This is a genomic window from Leucobacter sp. MMO-125, from assembly GCF_037148395.1.
Taxonomy (GTDB): Bacteria; Actinomycetota; Actinomycetes; order Actinomycetales; family Microbacteriaceae; genus Leucobacter.
Genome location: NZ_JBBCTL010000001.1, coordinates 213634 through 230290, shown reverse-complemented (window position 1 = coordinate 230290; position 16657 = coordinate 213634). Strand labels below are relative to the sequence as shown.

The 16657-nt window shown below is 66.9% G+C and carries 11 protein-coding genes; all 11 read left to right on the top strand.

Annotated elements, in window-relative coordinates:
* The first annotated feature begins 60 nt into the window (after window positions 1-60).
* The 11 genes from WFI54_RS01060 (at window position 61) to uvrB (ending at window position 16628) form a co-directional block, all read left to right on the top strand.
* A complete protein-coding gene (locus WFI54_RS01060) occupies window positions 61-1944 on the top strand; it encodes a hypothetical protein (RefSeq protein ID WP_336650957.1) in 1884 nt (627 codons plus the stop codon).
* 284 nt (window positions 1945-2228) lie between these two features.
* A complete protein-coding gene (locus WFI54_RS01055; protein ID WP_336650956.1) occupies window positions 2229-3461 on the top strand; it encodes a SpaH/EbpB family LPXTG-anchored major pilin in 1233 nt (410 codons plus the stop codon).
* Window positions 3462-3644: 183 nt separating this feature from the next.
* Window positions 3645-4643 (top strand): class C sortase, encoded by a 999-nt coding sequence (locus tag WFI54_RS01050; RefSeq protein ID WP_336650955.1) that lies wholly within the window; start codon window positions 3645-3647, stop codon window positions 4641-4643.
* Window positions 4640-5971, top strand: coding sequence for a hypothetical protein (locus tag WFI54_RS01045; protein WP_336650954.1), 1332 nt, complete (start codon window positions 4640-4642; stop codon window positions 5969-5971). Before WFI54_RS01050 ends, WFI54_RS01045 begins: the two co-directional genes overlap by 4 nt.
* Window positions 5972-6027: 56 nt before the next feature.
* The gene (locus tag WFI54_RS01040; protein ID WP_336650953.1) at window positions 6028-7092 is read left to right on the top strand and encodes a hypothetical protein; all 1065 of its coding nucleotides are present in this window, start codon (window positions 6028-6030) and stop codon (window positions 7090-7092) included.
* A 345-nt stretch (window positions 7093-7437) separates the two neighbouring features.
* Window positions 7438-10857 carry an isoleucine--tRNA ligase gene (gene ileS / locus WFI54_RS01035; RefSeq protein ID WP_336650952.1) on the top strand — a complete coding sequence of 1140 codons (3420 nt, stop codon included), beginning with the start codon at window positions 7438-7440 and terminating at the stop codon, window positions 10855-10857.
* Window positions 10858-10862: 5 nt separating this feature from the next.
* On the top strand, window positions 10863-12209 hold the full coding sequence (locus WFI54_RS01030; RefSeq protein WP_336651630.1) for a bifunctional folylpolyglutamate synthase/dihydrofolate synthase: 1347 nt from the start codon (window positions 10863-10865) through the stop codon (window positions 12207-12209).
* Window positions 12206-12748 (top strand): DUF4233 domain-containing protein, encoded by a 543-nt coding sequence (locus tag WFI54_RS01025; RefSeq protein WP_336650951.1) that lies wholly within the window; start codon window positions 12206-12208, stop codon window positions 12746-12748. The genes WFI54_RS01030 and WFI54_RS01025 overlap by 4 nt, the downstream gene beginning before the upstream one ends.
* An 84-nt stretch (window positions 12749-12832) precedes the next feature.
* Window positions 12833-13249, top strand: coding sequence for a nucleoside-diphosphate kinase (gene ndk, locus WFI54_RS01020; protein WP_336650950.1), 417 nt, complete (start codon window positions 12833-12835; stop codon window positions 13247-13249).
* A gap of 10 nt (window positions 13250-13259) precedes the next feature.
* The gene (locus WFI54_RS01015; RefSeq protein WP_336650949.1) at window positions 13260-14465 is read left to right on the top strand and encodes a winged helix-turn-helix domain-containing protein; all 1206 of its coding nucleotides are present in this window, start codon (window positions 13260-13262) and stop codon (window positions 14463-14465) included.
* A 72-nt stretch (window positions 14466-14537) separates the two neighbouring features.
* Window positions 14538-16628: an excinuclease ABC subunit UvrB gene (gene uvrB, locus WFI54_RS01010; protein WP_336650948.1), complete on the top strand. Its 2091-nt coding sequence runs from the start codon at window positions 14538-14540 to the stop codon at window positions 16626-16628.
* Window positions 16629-16657: the final 29 nt, after the last annotated feature.

The following is a 16657-nucleotide window of genomic DNA, read 5'->3' as shown; positions in this document are numbered from 1 at the left end:
CGTGTCAGTTCTCTCGATATCGCACGCATCAGCTGCGATGATTTCGAGGTGCACACCGGCATGAGTTATCAACGAATGCCCCGAGACGGTCGCGGGGTCGCAGAACGCGACTCGATGGGTGACGCGTTCACCGTCGGCTTCAGCAACGACGATCTTGCCGAGCTGGAGCGTCTGCAGCGGCGCCGACGTGCCCTGCTCATTGGCGGTGCAGCAGCGATCGCACTCGTGCTGGGCGGGGTCGTTGTGGTGGTGCTGCCGCACGCGATCAGCAGCTTCAGTGCTCTGCCGGTGACGGGCCCACCTGGGCCTGCGGGCGAGCACGGCGAGGCCGGTGAGCCTGGCGCTACGGGAGCAGCGGGCGCTACAGGAGCCGCGGGAGCCACGGGCGCTACTGGCGCTACTGGAGCGCGCGGCGCGGCTGGCGCGACCGGGGCAACCGGGGGACAGGGCATCGCTGGCGCGCAGGGTGCGACGGGTGCGACCGGTGCTGCAGGCTCCCCGGCGCTGCTCGGAGAGGGGTCCGGCCTGCGGATCGATGCCGGCGGTCTCGGCCTGATGAGCTGCCCCGCCGGACACACGCTCGTCGCCACTGCCGAGGGTGGCTGGGCGTGCTCGGATGGTGCGGCCAATACTGCGGCGGATCCGCCCCTCACCATCGAAAACTGCGGCACCAACATGGCGCAGAGCCTGAACCTTATCGATGGCGCACTCTCGTGCACCGCGCCCCCGGCTGACTCCTCCACGACCCCAGATCCCGCCCCCGATGAGCATGCGGAGCCGGCCGAGCAGCCCGTCGAGCAGCCCCCGGCAACGGAAGCTCCCGCCGAGCAGGGCGCGGTCGCGGCTCAACACCCCCGGTCGCCACTCGCGCAGCTGTCGTTGGGCCCGGAAATCGGCGGCGCACTCGGCATCCCGGTGCCGAGCTGCGAGTCGGGGGAGCGCATCCGGTGGACCGGCTCGGCCTACGCCTGCGGCATATCTCCCGAGATCCCCGCCGATGCGTGCCCTGCGCCCGGTGACGTCAGCTACTTCGACGAGCGAGCCCTGCGCTTCACTGACGCGCAGGGACGTGGCTGGCTGCGACTCAACGGCCAGGAGCTGGTGCGCGGCGACTTCGCCGAGGTTCCCGATGCGCTCTTCACCGAGGTGACTCCGGTGGTGACGCCCGCCATGGACGCCGAAGTGGTTGGTGGGTTCAAGGTGACGTCCTCACGCGCCGCAGGCGACGGGGGGAACGCTCCGGCCGCGTTCTCGGCATTCGGGCGGATCGGCGAACTCGGCATCGACCCAGCCTCCGTTCCCGCCTGGCAGACAGGCACCCCGCCGCTCGGTGAGTGGCTTGCCGTCTCGCTGCCGGAACAGCGCACCGTGACGCACTATGTGCTTCGAGCGTCGGGAGAGGCGACCTCCGCCCCGGCGGAGTTCAGGCTCGAAGGTTCGAATGACGGCAGCGCCTGGACCGCGCTTGATACGCGTTCTGGTTTGGCCTGGGCGCCGTTCGAGGAGAAGACCTTCGAGGTCATCTCGCCCCAGCAATTCGGCCAGTACCGACTCGTGATGAGCCGGGCCGCGGCAAGCGACTCGGCTGCAGCAGTGCTCGAACTGCGTCTGCTGCACGCAAGCGATCATCACCGCAATCTCGTGGCGATGCCCGCCGTTGACGGCCTGCAGCCCTATACCCGCAGCGAAGCGGCATGCTCCACGGGCGAGCAGGCGACCACACGCTCCGACAACCGCGGTCAGATCCTTCCCTGGGATGGCACCGCGACGGCGTGGGCCGATCCCTCGGTGCTGCGCTTCGACCAGGCCACGGGCCTGTTCGCAAAGGCCCTGCAGGTGGAGACCCTGCGCGATTCAGAGGGCAGCATCGGCGATGAAGGTGAAGTGCTCACCGTGATTGACGGCAAGATCAGGTGGGTGCCCCTGTCTCAGCTGCGCGACTGAGCGACACGAGATCCGCTGCTTGCCGAATCTGCGGGTGAATTTTCCCACCGCCGAGGGTGAAAAATGGCGCTTCAAGGGTGATATTTGCCGCCGATGAGCGTGACACCGAGTTTCGCGTAGCTAATCTTGGACTCTGAAATTACGGGCAGGACTGTGCGTTGCGTGGGGAGCAATGCGGCCACGCGGATGCCGCGGAGCAATGAGCTTTCCCTGGGGAACAGAAGGAATCGCAGTATGTCGAGAACCACGAGGCGGCTGTTGTCGCGCTCGGTGCGACCGCGCTGATGGGGGCGGCCGTCAGCGCTGCTTCGGCGGCGCCGTCGAATATTGACCCGAATAGGCCGCGCAGTCTCACGATTCATAAGCTGTCGCAGCCCACCAAGGCCGGTGTTGCTGGTGACGGTTCGGAGCTGGCCCCGGGGAGCCTGCCGGCTGATGCGCTTCCTCTGAACGGGGTTGAGTTCACGGTGCAGCAGGTCACCGCTATCGGAGGCAAGTCTGTCGACCTCGCCACCGATGCCGGGTGGGCAACGATCCAGCCCTACCTCAACGGCACCACCCCCTTCGTGCCGGGTAGCGCGACGCTCGGTGATGAGCCATACGCGGTGAAGACCGTTGATGACCGCTCCGCGCACGCGTTGGGGGAAAGGATCGCCTGGACGGTCCCTGTGCTCATCCCTGACAGCCCCCGCTATGTGGTCACCGACTTGAGCTTTAAGAACATCCCTGAGGGGTGGACGTGGGATACCTTCAAGCTTCCGAATCTGCTGCGCGCGGATCCCGGAAAAGACTGGACGAGCGGCACCCAGAGCAACCCCGATGCGATCTATGTCACTGAGCCTGGCGGGGCTCGTGTCAGAACCGATGGGTGCTTTACCCAGGGTTGCGCGGACCACTATTGCGGGCAAGATTATCTTGACGCGCTGAAGCCCGGTTCGCTGGTGGAGATCGTCTATGAGATAAAGATGAACCAGCTTCCTGCGAACGGAGTCGTGCGCAACCAAGCAGAGGTGGGTGTCAACGGCGCGGCCTCGATGTCTGAGTCGCAGACGCTGTGTGGCAAGGCGCAGTTCACGAAGCACGCGGCGGGTGACCAGTCGAAGGTGCTCGCCGGTGCCGAGTTCCAGGTCTTCGCCGACAGGGCCGCAGCCGACGCTGCGAGGGTTGCCGCGGACCAGCCGGTCACCACAGGCCTCACCTCCGACGCGAACGGCATTGTCACCGTTCCCGGCCTCAATGCCTCGCAGGCCGGCATCAAGTACTGGGCTGTAGAGACGAAGGCACCCGCGGGCTACGTCGCGTCGACGACGCCGATCGAGTTCACCGTCACCCCTGGCGCAACCCCGACGGGCACCGCCGCGGTGCACGTGCCGAACCAGATGCGCCAGGCCGGCGCCTTGCCCGTGCTCGGCGGGGCCGGCATGACCGCAATCGGAATCGGGGGAGCGATCCTCATCGTAGGCGGAGTGCTCTTCGCCATCTTCGGCCGCCGCAAGCGCGACACCGCGGCGCAGTAGTGCGAACCTCCCGTTCCCGCAGCGCATGGGGGAGCGGGAGGGCATCGGGTGCCCCATGCCTAAATTAGACACACGTATAGCAGGCTTGGCACAGCGATGATACTCAACGAATTATCAGCATCCGTATAAGATGAGCACAACCGAAATCGCACCCCGTTCCAGCCGGAATCCACGCAGGAGACCATGACCGTAACCACCGCAGCGGAGCCGAAGGGCTCCGCGGTCGCCGCCCCGCACTCCGGGGCGGCGAAGAAGCGACCCCGCGGGCGGTGGTCGCTTCCTCCGGGGCGCCGCGTCGTTGTGGCGGCAATGGTCTGGCTGGGCGTGCTGGTGCTGCTCTACCCAGCCGCGGCACAGTGGTTCGAACAGCGGGATCAGGCCAACGCCACCCGAGAGCTTTCCAGCACCCTTGAGAAGGTGGGCCCAACGCAGCGGCATCAGGTACTGGAGGAAGCGCGTGCCTACAATCAGCGTTTCGCTGTGGGCACCGGTCTTCCGGGTGAAGACTACGCCGAAACGCTGCTGTTGCCGGGCAGCGACGTCATCGCGCGCCTGCGCGTGCCCTCCATTGATCTTGACCAGCCGATCCGCCACACCCTCGCGGAGAGCGCCCTGATTCGCGGTGTCGGGCACTCGGAGAACTCCTCCCTGCCCGTCGGCGGCGACGGCACCCATGCCGTGCTCGGCGCACACCGTGGCGTTGCAGAATCGGTCGGCTTCACGCATCTTCCCGAGGTGAAGGTGGGCGACCTGGTGTACATCGAGGTAATGGACGAGGTGCTGACCTACCGCGTGACCTCCACTGAGGTGCTCGAGCCGCAGCAGGCCGCCATGCACCCGGTCTACCCCGACCGCGACATCATCTCCCTCATCACCTGCACGCCCCTCGGCGTGAACTCGCACCGCTTCGTAGTGACCGCCGACCGCCTCATGCCCCCGCCCGTCAACCAGAGCGCCGGCCTGCCGTCGGCGCTCCCCAGGTTCCCCTGGTGGGCAGTGGCTGCGGGCGCTGGGACGCTGTGCCTCATCACCGTGATCGTGCACGCGCGCCGCGAGGTGAAGCGCGACAAGCTCGCGGCCTTCGAAGCCGGTCTCGCCAAGCTGAGCGAGAGCGTCGCACATGACCCCACTCCCGTCGCTCCGAACGGCGCAGCGCACCGCGGAACGGAGACCCCCCAATGACCAGCACGCCCGCACACCACCCCCGCCAGCCGCAGGGAAACGCCGCCCCTCCGCAATCCAAAGCCCCCGGAGGCGAAAACCCGTCAACCGAGCGCGTTCCGTGGGACGCGTCAACTGCGCTCGACGAGGCCATGGCGCGTCTGCGCAGCGTGCTCGCGGAGAGCAAAACCGCGCTCGCAGAGGCGGCCGATCCGCCCCCCGAGGTGACATTTGAAGAGCCTGCCACGGCCCGCATCGCTCCCGCACCAGCGGGTCCGAGCGTCGCCTCGCAGCCGCGCACCGTCCCTGCGACCAGCGCAGCAGCCTCGCCGGAACCGCACACGGGTAGCCACGCCCGCATCGAACCGGCGCCTCGGCAGCCGAGGACCGCATCACCCCGACGCCCCAGCGCCGGCCACTCCGCGCGACCCGTCGCCTCAGATACGCGACCGAACTTCGAGGCCGATCTGCTTCCCGCCCCGACAACCGCGGTAGATACTGCGCCGGTGCGCCGCGAACCCAACGACCCGCGCACCGCCGGAGCAGCATCGGAGCCCCGCAGCTTCGACCAGCTGCTTGCGGGGGAACAGCCTGCTACGCACGCATTCAACGAGCTGCCGAGCGCCTACGACACACCGATGCCGCGAGTCACCGCCGAAGCAGCGCTCTCCGACAGCGTCAGCATCGATGAGCCTGAGGCGCGCACTCCCACAGCGCACACGGCTCCCGAGCACACCATCGCGTCGAGCACCATCACCGAGTCGGCACCACGGCAGCTCGACCAGCAGCGGCGCTCCGCACCACGCAGCGGCACCACCGACAAGAAGCCGCGGCGCAAGCCCGCAGCAGATAAGCGCACGCGGATCCGCCTCACTGAACGACTCGGCGTGCTGCGCGATCTGTGGCAGCTCCGCCGAGTGCGCCTCACGGCGATCGCTGTGGGCGGTGCGCTGCTGCTCGGAGCCGTCGCCGTGCCGGTGGTGACGCAACTCACCGCGCGCTCCGGCGCCGCGGGCGCGGGGGAGTCAAGCACCGCGGAAGGGTTGTCGGGCGAGGATCTCCTCGCCGAAGTGGGCACCCTGATGGTGCTCCCCGAGGAGACTCCGACCATCGCCACCGTCGAAGACCCGGCGACGCTCAGCGCCGAACCATTCTTCGCCCGAGCTGAGACCGGCGACCGCGTTCTCATCTTCCCGGAGAGCCGCCTCGCGGTTCTTTACCGGGAATCGCAGCACATCATCATCAACGCCGGTACACTGAGTGTTGGGGTGGATCCGACTGTTTCTCAGCAAGCTCCCTCTGAAGAAGTGGCCGATCCTCCTACCGGCGAAGAAACACCGGCAGAATAGCTTGCCTGAGCGCTACGCATCGACAGCACTAATCCCGCAGACTGAAAGAGCACAGCATGTCGCTACACGAATATGAGATCCCCCGCGAAGTGCGCGGCTACTCTCGCCACGCTGTCGATCGACTCCTCCGCAACTTCGAGGCGAAGGTGCAGCAGATGCAGAGCGATCGCGACGGCATCGCCGATCGCGTGCTCGATCTCGAGGCGCAACTCGACATTGCGAAGAAGCAGCTTTCGAAGGCGCAGCAGAGCAAGCCGAACTTCTCGGGTCTCGGTTCGAAGTTCGAAGAGGTGCTGCGCATCGCGGAAGCGCAGGCCGAGAAGATGATCACCGACGCGCACGCGGAGGCCGAGCAGATCGCTTCGGAGGCCGCTGCAGAGGCGCAGCGGCGCACCCGTGAGAGCGAGGCACGCGCGAACCAGCTGATCGGCGATGCCACCGCCCGCGCCGAGGAGATCCGCCTCTCCAGCGAAACACACGCCGCAGAAATGTCGAGCCTCGCCAACAAGCGCCTGACCGAGGCCAGCGAAACACTCGCATCGGCCAAGCGCGAGGTGTCGCGCCTGCAGGCCGAGGCCGAGAGCGAGATCGTGCAGATGCGCACCGCCGCGCAGCAGCAGATCGACGAGCAGCGCACCGAGATCAACCGCATGCGACTCGAAACGGAGCACGCCGTGCTCGCCGCCGAGCGCGCGATCGCCCATCGCCAGGAAGAGGCCGAGGCCGAGTACGCGCAGCGCCACGAGGCTGCGCTGAGCGAAGCGCAGGCCGTGCTCGACGAGTCTAACGCGAAGGCAGCTGAGATCAACCGCCGCGCCTACGAGGTCTCGCAGGAGAGCGAGTCGCTGCACACCCGCGTGCAGCAGTTCGTGGAGCAGCAGCGCCGCGAAGCGCTCGAGAAGGCCCACAATCTCGTCGAGGCCGCGAGGCTGCAGGCCGAGGCTGTCACCCGCGAATCCGAGGAGTTTTCTGAGCGTCTCTTCGGGCGCGCACTCACCCGCCTGGAGCAGATGCGCGGCGAGATGGACTACGTGCAGGAATTCGTCAACCGCCGCAAGGCCGCACGCACCACCGACGCGGTGATCGCCGAGCTCGAAGAGCAGCTGCGTCACCACGCCTGAGCACCGACCTTGCGGCCGCGCACTCAGTGGGTGCGCGGCCGCAGTGCGCTAGAGTAGAGCCCATCGACTGCGATCCGGCTATCACCGGTGAGTCTTCGGAAGAACGGCGCGTGATCTTCGGATCGCGCACTCACTAGACCCGAACGGGTACGGCCCGTTACAGCCGAATGAAGAGGCCCGTGCGACCAGCGCGCCGGGCAAGCGGGGTGGTACCGCGGGTGAGGGATCCAGCATCTCTGAGCTCGTCCCGGCACTGACACACCGCCGATCCGACACCGAGACCCATGAATGTCAGTGGTCTTCGTCAGACTGGCGGCAGACAGACCGAGAAGCCAGGAGCGAGCAATGCCGTACCCCCAGCAGTCGACCGGAGCCAGCCCTTCCGAAGGGTCCTCACCCGCTGACGCGCAGGCGATCCCCGCCGGCGTGAGCCCGTCCCCGCGGCTCCCCGAGATCGAGCAGCAGGTGCTCGAATTCTGGAAGCGAGACGACACCTTCCGTGAGTCGATCCGTCGCCGTGACGGCCACGAAGAGTGGGTGTTTAACGACGGCCCTCCCTTCGCGAACGGTCTGCCTCACTACGGACACCTCCTCACCGGCTACGCCAAGGACGTGTTCCCTCGCTTCCAAACCATGCGCGGGAAGAAGGTCGAGCGCCGCTTCGGCTGGGACACTCATGGTCTCCCCGCCGAGCTCGAGGCAATGAAGCAGCTGGGCATCACCGAAAAGGCCGAGATCGAGCAGATGGGCGTCGCCGCCTTCAACGAGAAGGCTCGCGAGTCGGTGCTGCAGTACACGCGCGAGTGGCAGGAGTACGTCACCCGACAGGCCCGTTGGGTCGATTTCGAGAACGACTACAAGACGCTCAACCTCGGCTACATGGAGAGCGTGATCTGGGCATTCAAGCAGCTCTATGATCGTGGTCTCGCCTACGAGGGTTCGCGCATTCTGCCCTACTGCTGGCGCGATGAGACCCCGCTGTCGAATCACGAGCTGCGCATGGATGACGACGTCTACCAGATGCGACAGGATCCCTCGGTCACCGTCACCTTCCCACTCGCCGGTGAGCACGCGGTCGAACTGGGCTTGGAGGGCGTGCGAGCCCTGGCCTGGACCACCACCCCCTGGACCCTCCCCACCAACCTGGCTCTTGCGGTCGGCCCCGAGATTGCCTACGCCGTCGTGCCCGCAGGCCCCGCAGGCGCCGCCGACGGGGGCGCCGCCGGTGACGCCCACTACCTGATCGCCGTCGAACTGCTCGGCAACTACGCGAAAGATCTCGGCTACGCATCCGCAGACGCCGCACGCGAAGCCATCGCACGCACGCTGCCCGGCAGCGAGCTCGCCGGTGTGCGCTACGAGCGGGTCTTCGACTACTACGCCGACGCCGAGGAGTGGGGCACCGAGAACGCCTGGCAGATCCTCGTCGACGACTACGTCTCGACGGGCGACGGCACCGGCATCGTGCACCAGGCCTCCGCCTACGGCGAAGACGATATGCGTATCACCGCCGCCGCTGGCATCCCCGTGATCGTGAGCGTCGACGACGGAGGCCGTTTCCTGAAGGCAGTCACCGATGTCGCAGGCAAGCTGTGGATGGATGCCAACCGCCCGCTGATCCGCCTCATGCGCGAGCGCGGTCGGCTGCTGCGCGAGGCGAGCTACGAGCACTCCTACCCGCACTGCTGGCGCTGCCGCAACCCGCTGATCTACAAGGCAGTGTCGAGCTGGTTCGTGCGCGTCACCGAGCTCAAACAGCGCATGCTCGAAACGAACGAGCAGATCACCTGGGTTCCCGAGAACGTGAAGCACGGCCAGTTCGGCAAGTGGCTCGAGGGGGCGCGCGACTGGTCGATCAGTCGCAACCGCTTCTGGGGCAGCCCGATCCCGGTCTGGAAGAGCGACGACCCCGAGTACCCTCGCATCGACGTGTACGGCTCGATCGCCGAACTCGAGCGCGATTTCGGCGAGCTGCCGCGCGGTGCCTCGGGCGAGGTCGACCTGCATCGCCCCTACATCGACTCGCTGACGCGGCCGAATCCCGACGACCCCACGGGCAAGTCGACGATGCGCCGCATCGAGGATGTGCTCGATGTCTGGTTCGATTCCGCGTCCATGCCGTTCGCGCAGGTGCACTATCCCTTCGAGAACCAGGAGTGGTTCGACACCCACCAGCCCGCAGACTTCATCGTCGAGTACATCGGGCAGACCCGCGGCTGGTTCTATGTGCAGCACGTGCTCGCCACAGCACTCTTCGACCGCCCCGCGTTCAAGAACGTCATCAGCCACGGCATCGTGCTCGGCAGCGACGGCAACAAGATGTCGAAGAGCCTGCGCAACTACCCCGACGTGAACGAAGTGTTCGACCGCGACGGCTCTGACGCGATGCGCTGGTTCCTCATGGCATCACCGGTGGTGCGCGGCGGCAACCTCATCGTCACCGAAGAGGGCATCCGCGAGGGCGTGCGCCAGTTCATCCTGCCACTTTGGAGCACCTGGTACTTCTTCAGCCTTTACGCCAACGCCGATGGCGCGACAGGGGAGTGGCGCACCGACTCCAACGACCCGCTCGACCGCTATATCCTCGCGAAGACCGGCAGGCTCGTGCGCGATGTCGAGGCTCACCTTGAAGGGCTCGACACCACCTCGGCGGCCGAGGCACTGCGCGCCTACGCCGAGGTGCTCACCAACTGGTACGTGCGTCGCTCACGCGACCGCTTCTGGGAAGGCGTGCACGGAGAGAACGGCAAGCCCGGCAACAAGCAGGCCTTCGACACCCTGTACACCGTGCTCGAGACCGTCGCCCGCGTCGCCGCACCCCTGGCACCTCTGGTCACCGAAGAGCTGTGGCGGGGCCTCGGCTACACCGAAGGCGCAAGCAAGGGTCGCTCGGTGCACCTCGAAGACTGGCCCTCGGCAGACGCCTTCCCGGCCGATGAAGATCTCGTCGCGGCCATGGATGAGGTGCGCCTCATCACCTCGCAGGCGCTCGCACTGCGCAAGGCCCGCCGTCTGCGGGTGCGCCTGCCGCTTGCAGAACTCACGGTGGTGACGGCACGCCCGCAGGCCCTTGAACCCTTCGCGGACATCCTGCGCGACGAGCTCAACGTCAAGGCCGTGCGTCTCGTGCAGCAGACCGAAACCAGCGCCGAAGAGCACGGCATCGTGCAGACGCTCGCTGTCAACGCCCGCGCCGCAGGCCCGCGCCTCGGCAAGCAGGTGCAGCAGGCCATCAAGGCCGCCAAATCGGGTGACTGGTCAGAAGAGGCCGGCGTTGTAGTGGCTGGCGGCATCGCCCTGGAGCCGCACGAGTACGAGCTGACGCTGAGCACCGGCACTGCGGCAGACGCTGACGGCGGCCCGGCGCTCTCGCTCATTCCCGGCGGCGGTTTCATTCTGCTCTCCACCGAAACAACAGCCGAGCTGGAGGCCGAGGGTGTCGCCCGCGATGCCATCCGCGCCGTGCAAGAAGCTCGCAAGAACGCAGGCCTCGACGTCAGCGACCGCATTGTGCTCGCCCTGAACACCACGCCCGAGCACGCGAGCGCCCTCGAAGCGCACGCCGAACTCATCGCTGCCGACACTCTGGCCATCGGCTTCGCCGTCAGGGCCGTCGCCGACGACGACTTCGCCGAGCTGCTGGGCGCGCTTCCCGAGCCGGGTGCCGGAGTGTTCGTCTCCCGTGCAGATGCGCTCGGCACCGCTAAGGATCCGCTCGTCATCACGATCGATGCCACCGAGCACGGAAAGCAGGACGCAGCGTGAACGCCATGAACACCGACGCCGCCGCGCGGGTCTACGAAGAGCTGCTCACCCGCGTAGGTGAGGCGAATCCTCGCCCGCGCATCGAGCCGGTGCGTCGGCTCGCCGAGCTCGCCGGCAGCCCACAGCTGTCCTACCCGGTTATCCAGGTCGCCGGCACCAACGGCAAGACTTCAACGAGCCGCGCCATCGAGTCGTTGCTGCGCGCGCACGGTCTGCGCACCGGTCTGTTCACAAGCCCGCACCTCGTTGATTTCACGGAGCGATTCCAGATCGACGGCACCCCCATCGACGGTGCTGTGCTCGCCTCGGCCTGGGATGAGCTGCGACTGCCCCTCGAAGTGGTCGACGCCGAACTCGCCGCTGCCGGCCAGGGGCCGATCACTTTCTTCGAGGCGCTCGCTGTGCTGGCCTACGCGGCATTCGCCGATGCCCCCGTCGAGGTGGCGGTGATCGAGGTAGGCATGGGTGGCGAGTGGGACGCGACGAACATCGCAGACGCCCGCGTCGCCGTCTTCACGCCCATAGACCTCGACCACACGGCAATTCTCGGGCCAGACATCGAAACTATCGCGCGCACCAAGGCAGGCATTGTGAAGCCCGGCAGCGCGGTCGTCTCGGCTGAGCAGGCGCCCGAGGCGCTGTCCGAGCTCGAAGACGCTGCCGAACGAGCGGGCGCGCCCCTCATCGTGCAGGGGCGCGACTTCCGCCTCATCGAAGATCGCGTCGCCGTAGGCGGCCGCCAGATCGAGTTCGTCGGCATCACCGGCCGCCCCTACGATCCGGCCTTCGTGCCGCTCTTCGGCCGGCACCAGGCCGAGAACGTCACGCTCGCCGTCACAGCCGTCGAGGTGTTCTTCGGTGCGGAACGACCCGTTCCTGAAGAGGTGCTCGACGAGGGTCTCAGCCAGCTCACCTCACCGGGTCGCCTGCAGCTCATCGGCACCGATCCCGTGGTCTACGTGGATGCCGCGCACAACCCGCACGGTGCCGAAGCGCTCGCGCGGGCCGTCACCGAGTCGTTCAACTTCGAGGAGCTGGCCCTCGTGGCTGGCGTGCTCGAAGAGAAGGACGCCTTCGGGTTGCTGCGCGCTCTCGCGCCGATCGCGCACCGCGTCACCGTCACCCCCGTCGAGTCCCCCCGCTCGCTCGATGCGTCGGCTCTGCGCGAGATCGCCGAAGAGGCGATCCCTGATACGCCTATCGAGGTTGCTGACAGCTTGCCCGAAGCACTCGATGAGGCACGCGCCTGGGCTGGCCGGGCTGAGGGCCGCGGAGTGCTCGTCGTCGGTTCGGTGCTGCTTGCGGGCGAGGCAATCGCTCACGCCCGCGCCGAGGGCTGGGGGATCGCATGACAGGCAAGCAGACCGGCGCCGCCGACGGCCTTAACGGCGATCCGAAGCGGCAAGCGAACCTGGCCAACTCTGCGAACCCCACCAGCCCCTCCACCCCAGATGCTGCTGAGGAGCTGCAGCTGTCTCCTTCAGAGACCATGGCCCACAATTCGGCAATGCGGGTGGCGGGTGCGCGCCGCGGCACACAGTCCACGCAAAAGGCGCTCGCGTCGATCGTGCTCGGCTTCGAACTCATCGTGGTGGTGCTGATCGGTCTTTCGCTGTTCGGTCTCGGCACGCTGGAGCCGCGCGAGCTGGGCCTCGTGATCGGCGGTGGCCTGGGCCTGCTCATCATCGTGGCCCTGGGTGTGATGCGCGTAGGCCGAGTGGGGATCATCATCGGCTGGGTGGTGCACGCCCTCATGCTCGCAACGGCGATCCTGTTGCCGATGGCCCTGCTGGTAGGGCTCGTCTTCACCGCGCTCTGGGTGTACTGCATGGTGAAGGGCGCGCAGATCGATCGCGATCGTGCTGCCTGGATTGACGCGCAGGGCGCCTGACCGCAAGTTTCGGGGCCTGCAGTCTCGATAGAATCTGTGGCGGGGTGACACGCACCCCGCCGACCCTGTACTGAAGGAGCGTGCATGTCCGCTGAAGAGACCCTCATCCTGGTGAAGCCCGACGGCGTGGCCCGTGGCCTCACCGGGGAGATCCTGCGCCGCATCGAGGCGAAGGGCTACACCATCGCCGATCTGCGCATGGTGCACGCGGATCGCGAGCTGCTCGCCGCGCACTACGCCGAGCACGAGGGCAAGCCCTTTTACGAGCCGCTGATCGATTTCATGAGTTCGGGCCCCGTGGTTGCGGTGCGTGCCAGGGGCGAGCGCGTGATCGAGGGCTTCCGTGCACTGGCCGGCGCCACCGATCCGACCACCGCCGCTCCGGGTACGATCCGCGGCGACCTCGGCCGTGACTGGGGCCTGAAGGTGCAGCAGAACCTGGTGCACGGCAGCGATTCGACGCTCTCGGCCCAGCGCGAGCTCGGCCTCTGGTTCGCGTAGTCGCACGCTCGTGGAATCCCTGAGCGCTGCAGAGGCCCGGCGCGTCGGGCTCGCCGCTCAGGGGTTCTCGAACGCGCCGCGGCTGCGGCGCAGACGCCCGTTCGATGCGGTGCTTGAGGCGCTGCATGTGCTGCAGATCGACTCGGTCAACGTGTTCGCTCGCAGCCACTATCTGCCGGTATTCTCCCGTCGCGGCGACTATGATGCGGCGGCACTCGACAGGCATCTGTGGCGCGGCGGCGAATTCACGGAGTATTGGGCGCACGAGGCGGCATTCATTCCAGTGCATGATCGGGCCCTGTTCGGGTGGCGCATGGGGGAGTTCCGTGATCGTTTCACCAGCAACGGCCGCGCCGAGGCGCTGGCGCCAACGATCGAGCGAGTGCGTTCGGCGCTCGCGGCTGGCGGGCCTCAGTTCGTGCGCGAGCTTGATGATGGCCCGCGAAACGGGCGGGGCCCGTGGTGGGACTGGAGCGAGACGAAGCAGGCCGTTGAGATGCTGTTCGCCTGGGGCGAGGTGGTGTCTGCAGGCCGCGAGGGGTTTCAGCGGCGTTACGCCCTCGCCGAGCAGGTGCTCCCCGCCGATGCGCTCCGAACAGTGGAGCGGGAGGAGGCGCAGCGTGCGCTCGTCGAGCAGGCGGCCCGCTCTCTCGGGGTCGCGACGCTCGCCGACCTCGCCGACTATCACCGCTTGAAGACGGCTGATGCTCGTGCGGCGGTGGGGGCGTTGGAGGAGCAGGGGATCCTGATTCCGGTGACCGTCGCCGGCTGGCAGCGCAGCGATGGCGCACCGGAGGCTGCGTGGCTGCACCGGGATGCGCGGGTGCCGGCGCGGCTCGCCCCTGACGCGCTGCTCACTCCGTTCGATCCGGTGGTGTGGTTCAGGCCTCGGGCGGAGCGCATGTTCGATTTTCACTACCGCATCGAGATCTACACGCCGAAAGAGAAGCGACGCTACGGCTACTACTGCCTGCCGCTGATGGTCGGCGGGCGCCTCGCGGGCCGCATCGATCTCAAGGCGGAGCGCCCCCGGAAGCTAGGTGAGCGCGGTGCGCTGCTGGTGCAGGCTGCGTGGATGGAGGATAGGGCGCCTGCGCGCACTGCCGAGGCAGCAGTGTCGTTGTTGGCACGCGCGGCACGCTGGCAGGGACTCGATGAGGTGCGGGTGAGCGGCGTGGGCAGTCTGCAACTGCCCGCGGGCTTCGATGCTGCCTAGAGCAGCGGTAACGAAGATCGCCTCTCGCGAACCGACGCGAGAATGTCAGTGGTCCCGAGTACCCTCGAAACCATGGAACCCACGCGCAGCGTTCGCCCCTTCGAAGTGGTCAGCGAATACGAGCCCAGCGGCGATCAGCCGGCGGCCATCGAAGAGCTGGCCGGGCGCATCAACGCGGGCGAGACCGACATCGTGCTGCTCGGTGCCACCGGCACGGGCAAGTCGGCCACGACCGCTTGGCTGATCGAGCAGGTGCAGCGGCCCACGCTTATCCTGGCCCACAACAAGACCCTGGCGGCGCAGCTGGCGAACGAGTTCAAAGAGCTCATGCCCCACAACGCTGTCGAATACTTCGTCAGCTATTACGACTACTACCAGCCCGAGGCCTACGTGCCGCAGACCGACACCTTCATCGAGAAAGACTCCTCGATCAACTCCGAGGTCGAGCGACTGCGCCACTCCACCACCAACGCGCTGCTCTCCCGCCGCGACGTCGTGGTCGTCTCCACCGTCTCGTGCATCTACGGCCTCGGCAAACCAGAAGAGTACTACGAGGCAATGGTGCCGCTCGTGGTGGGAGATACCCTCGACCGCGATGTGCTGCTGCGGCGCTTCGTCGACATGCAGTATCAGCGCAACGACATCGAGTTCGTGCGCGGCAACTTCCGGGTGCGCGGCGACACCGTCGAAATCATCCCCATGTACGAGGAACTTGCGATCCGCATCGAGTTCTTCGGCGACGAGATCGAGGCGCTCTACTACCTGCACCCGGTCACCGGCGACGTGATCAAGCAGGTCGAGACGGTATCCGTCTTCCCCGGCTCGCACTACGTCGCGAGCCGCAATGTGATGAACCGCGCCATGGGCACGATCGCAGAAGAACTCGACGTGCGCACCCGCGAGCTCAAGCAGCAGAACAAACTGGTCGAAGAGCAGCGGCTGCGCATGCGCACCACCTTCGACCTCGAGATGATGGAGCAGATCGGCTTCTGCTCAGGCATCGAGAACTACTCGCGGCACATCGACGGGCGCCAGCCGGGGGAGGCACCGCACTGCCTACTCGATTACTTCCCCGACGACTTCCTCGTGGTCATCGACGAATCCCACGTCACCGTGCCGCAAATCGGTGCCATGTTCGAGGGCGACGCATCCCGCAAGCGCACGCTCGTCGACCACGGCTTCCGTCTGCCGAGTGCGCTCGACAACCGGCCACTGAAGTTCGACGAGTTCAAAGAGCGCGTAGGCCAGACCGTGTACCTTTCGGCCACCCCCGGCCGCTACGAGATGGATCGCGCAGACGGCGTCGTCGAACAGATCATCCGCCCCACCGGCCTCATCGACCCCGAGATCGTGGTCAAGCCTTCCGAGGGCCAGATCGACGACCTCCTCGAAGAGGTGCGCGTGCGCGCCGAGCGCGACGAGCGCGTGCTCGTCACCACGCTCACCAAGAAGATGGCCGAGCAGCTCACCACCTTCATGGAGGAGGCCGGCATCCGGGTGCGCTACTTGCACTCCGATGTCGACACGCTGCGCCGCGTCGAACTGCTCACCGAGCTGCGTGCAGGCGTCTACGACGTGCTCGTCGGCATCAACCTGCTGCGAGAGGGTCTCGACCTGCCCGAGGTCTCGCTCGTGTCGATCCTCGACGCCGACAAAGAGGGCTTCCTGCGCTCCTCCACCTCACTCATCCAGACCATCGGTCGTGCCGCCCGAAACGTGTCGGGCCAGGTGCACATGTACGCCGACACCGTCACCCGCTCCATGCGCGAGGCAATCGACGAAACCAACCGCCGGCGTGAGATCCAGCAGGCCTACAACGCCGAACACGGCATCGACCCACAGCCGCTGCGCAAGAAGATCGGCGACATCACCGAGATGCTCGCTCGCGAGGCCGCCGACACCGAGGATGTGCTCTCGCGCACGGGCGCCCACGCTCAGCGCAAGGGCGGCTCCGCGCAGCGGGCGAAGGGAAAGGCCGCATCTCGGGCCGGTGCAATCGGCGCCGAGGGCGCGGCGAAGCTCGAAGAGCTCATCTCCGATCTCACGGATCAGATGCTTGTTGCCGCCGAAGAGCTCAAGTTCGAGCTCGCCGCGCGTCTCCGAGACGAGGTCGCCGAGCTCAAGCGCGAACTGCGTAGCATGGACGCGGCGGGGCACCTGTAGGAGCAGCAAACTCCCATAGCTCGTCTCAC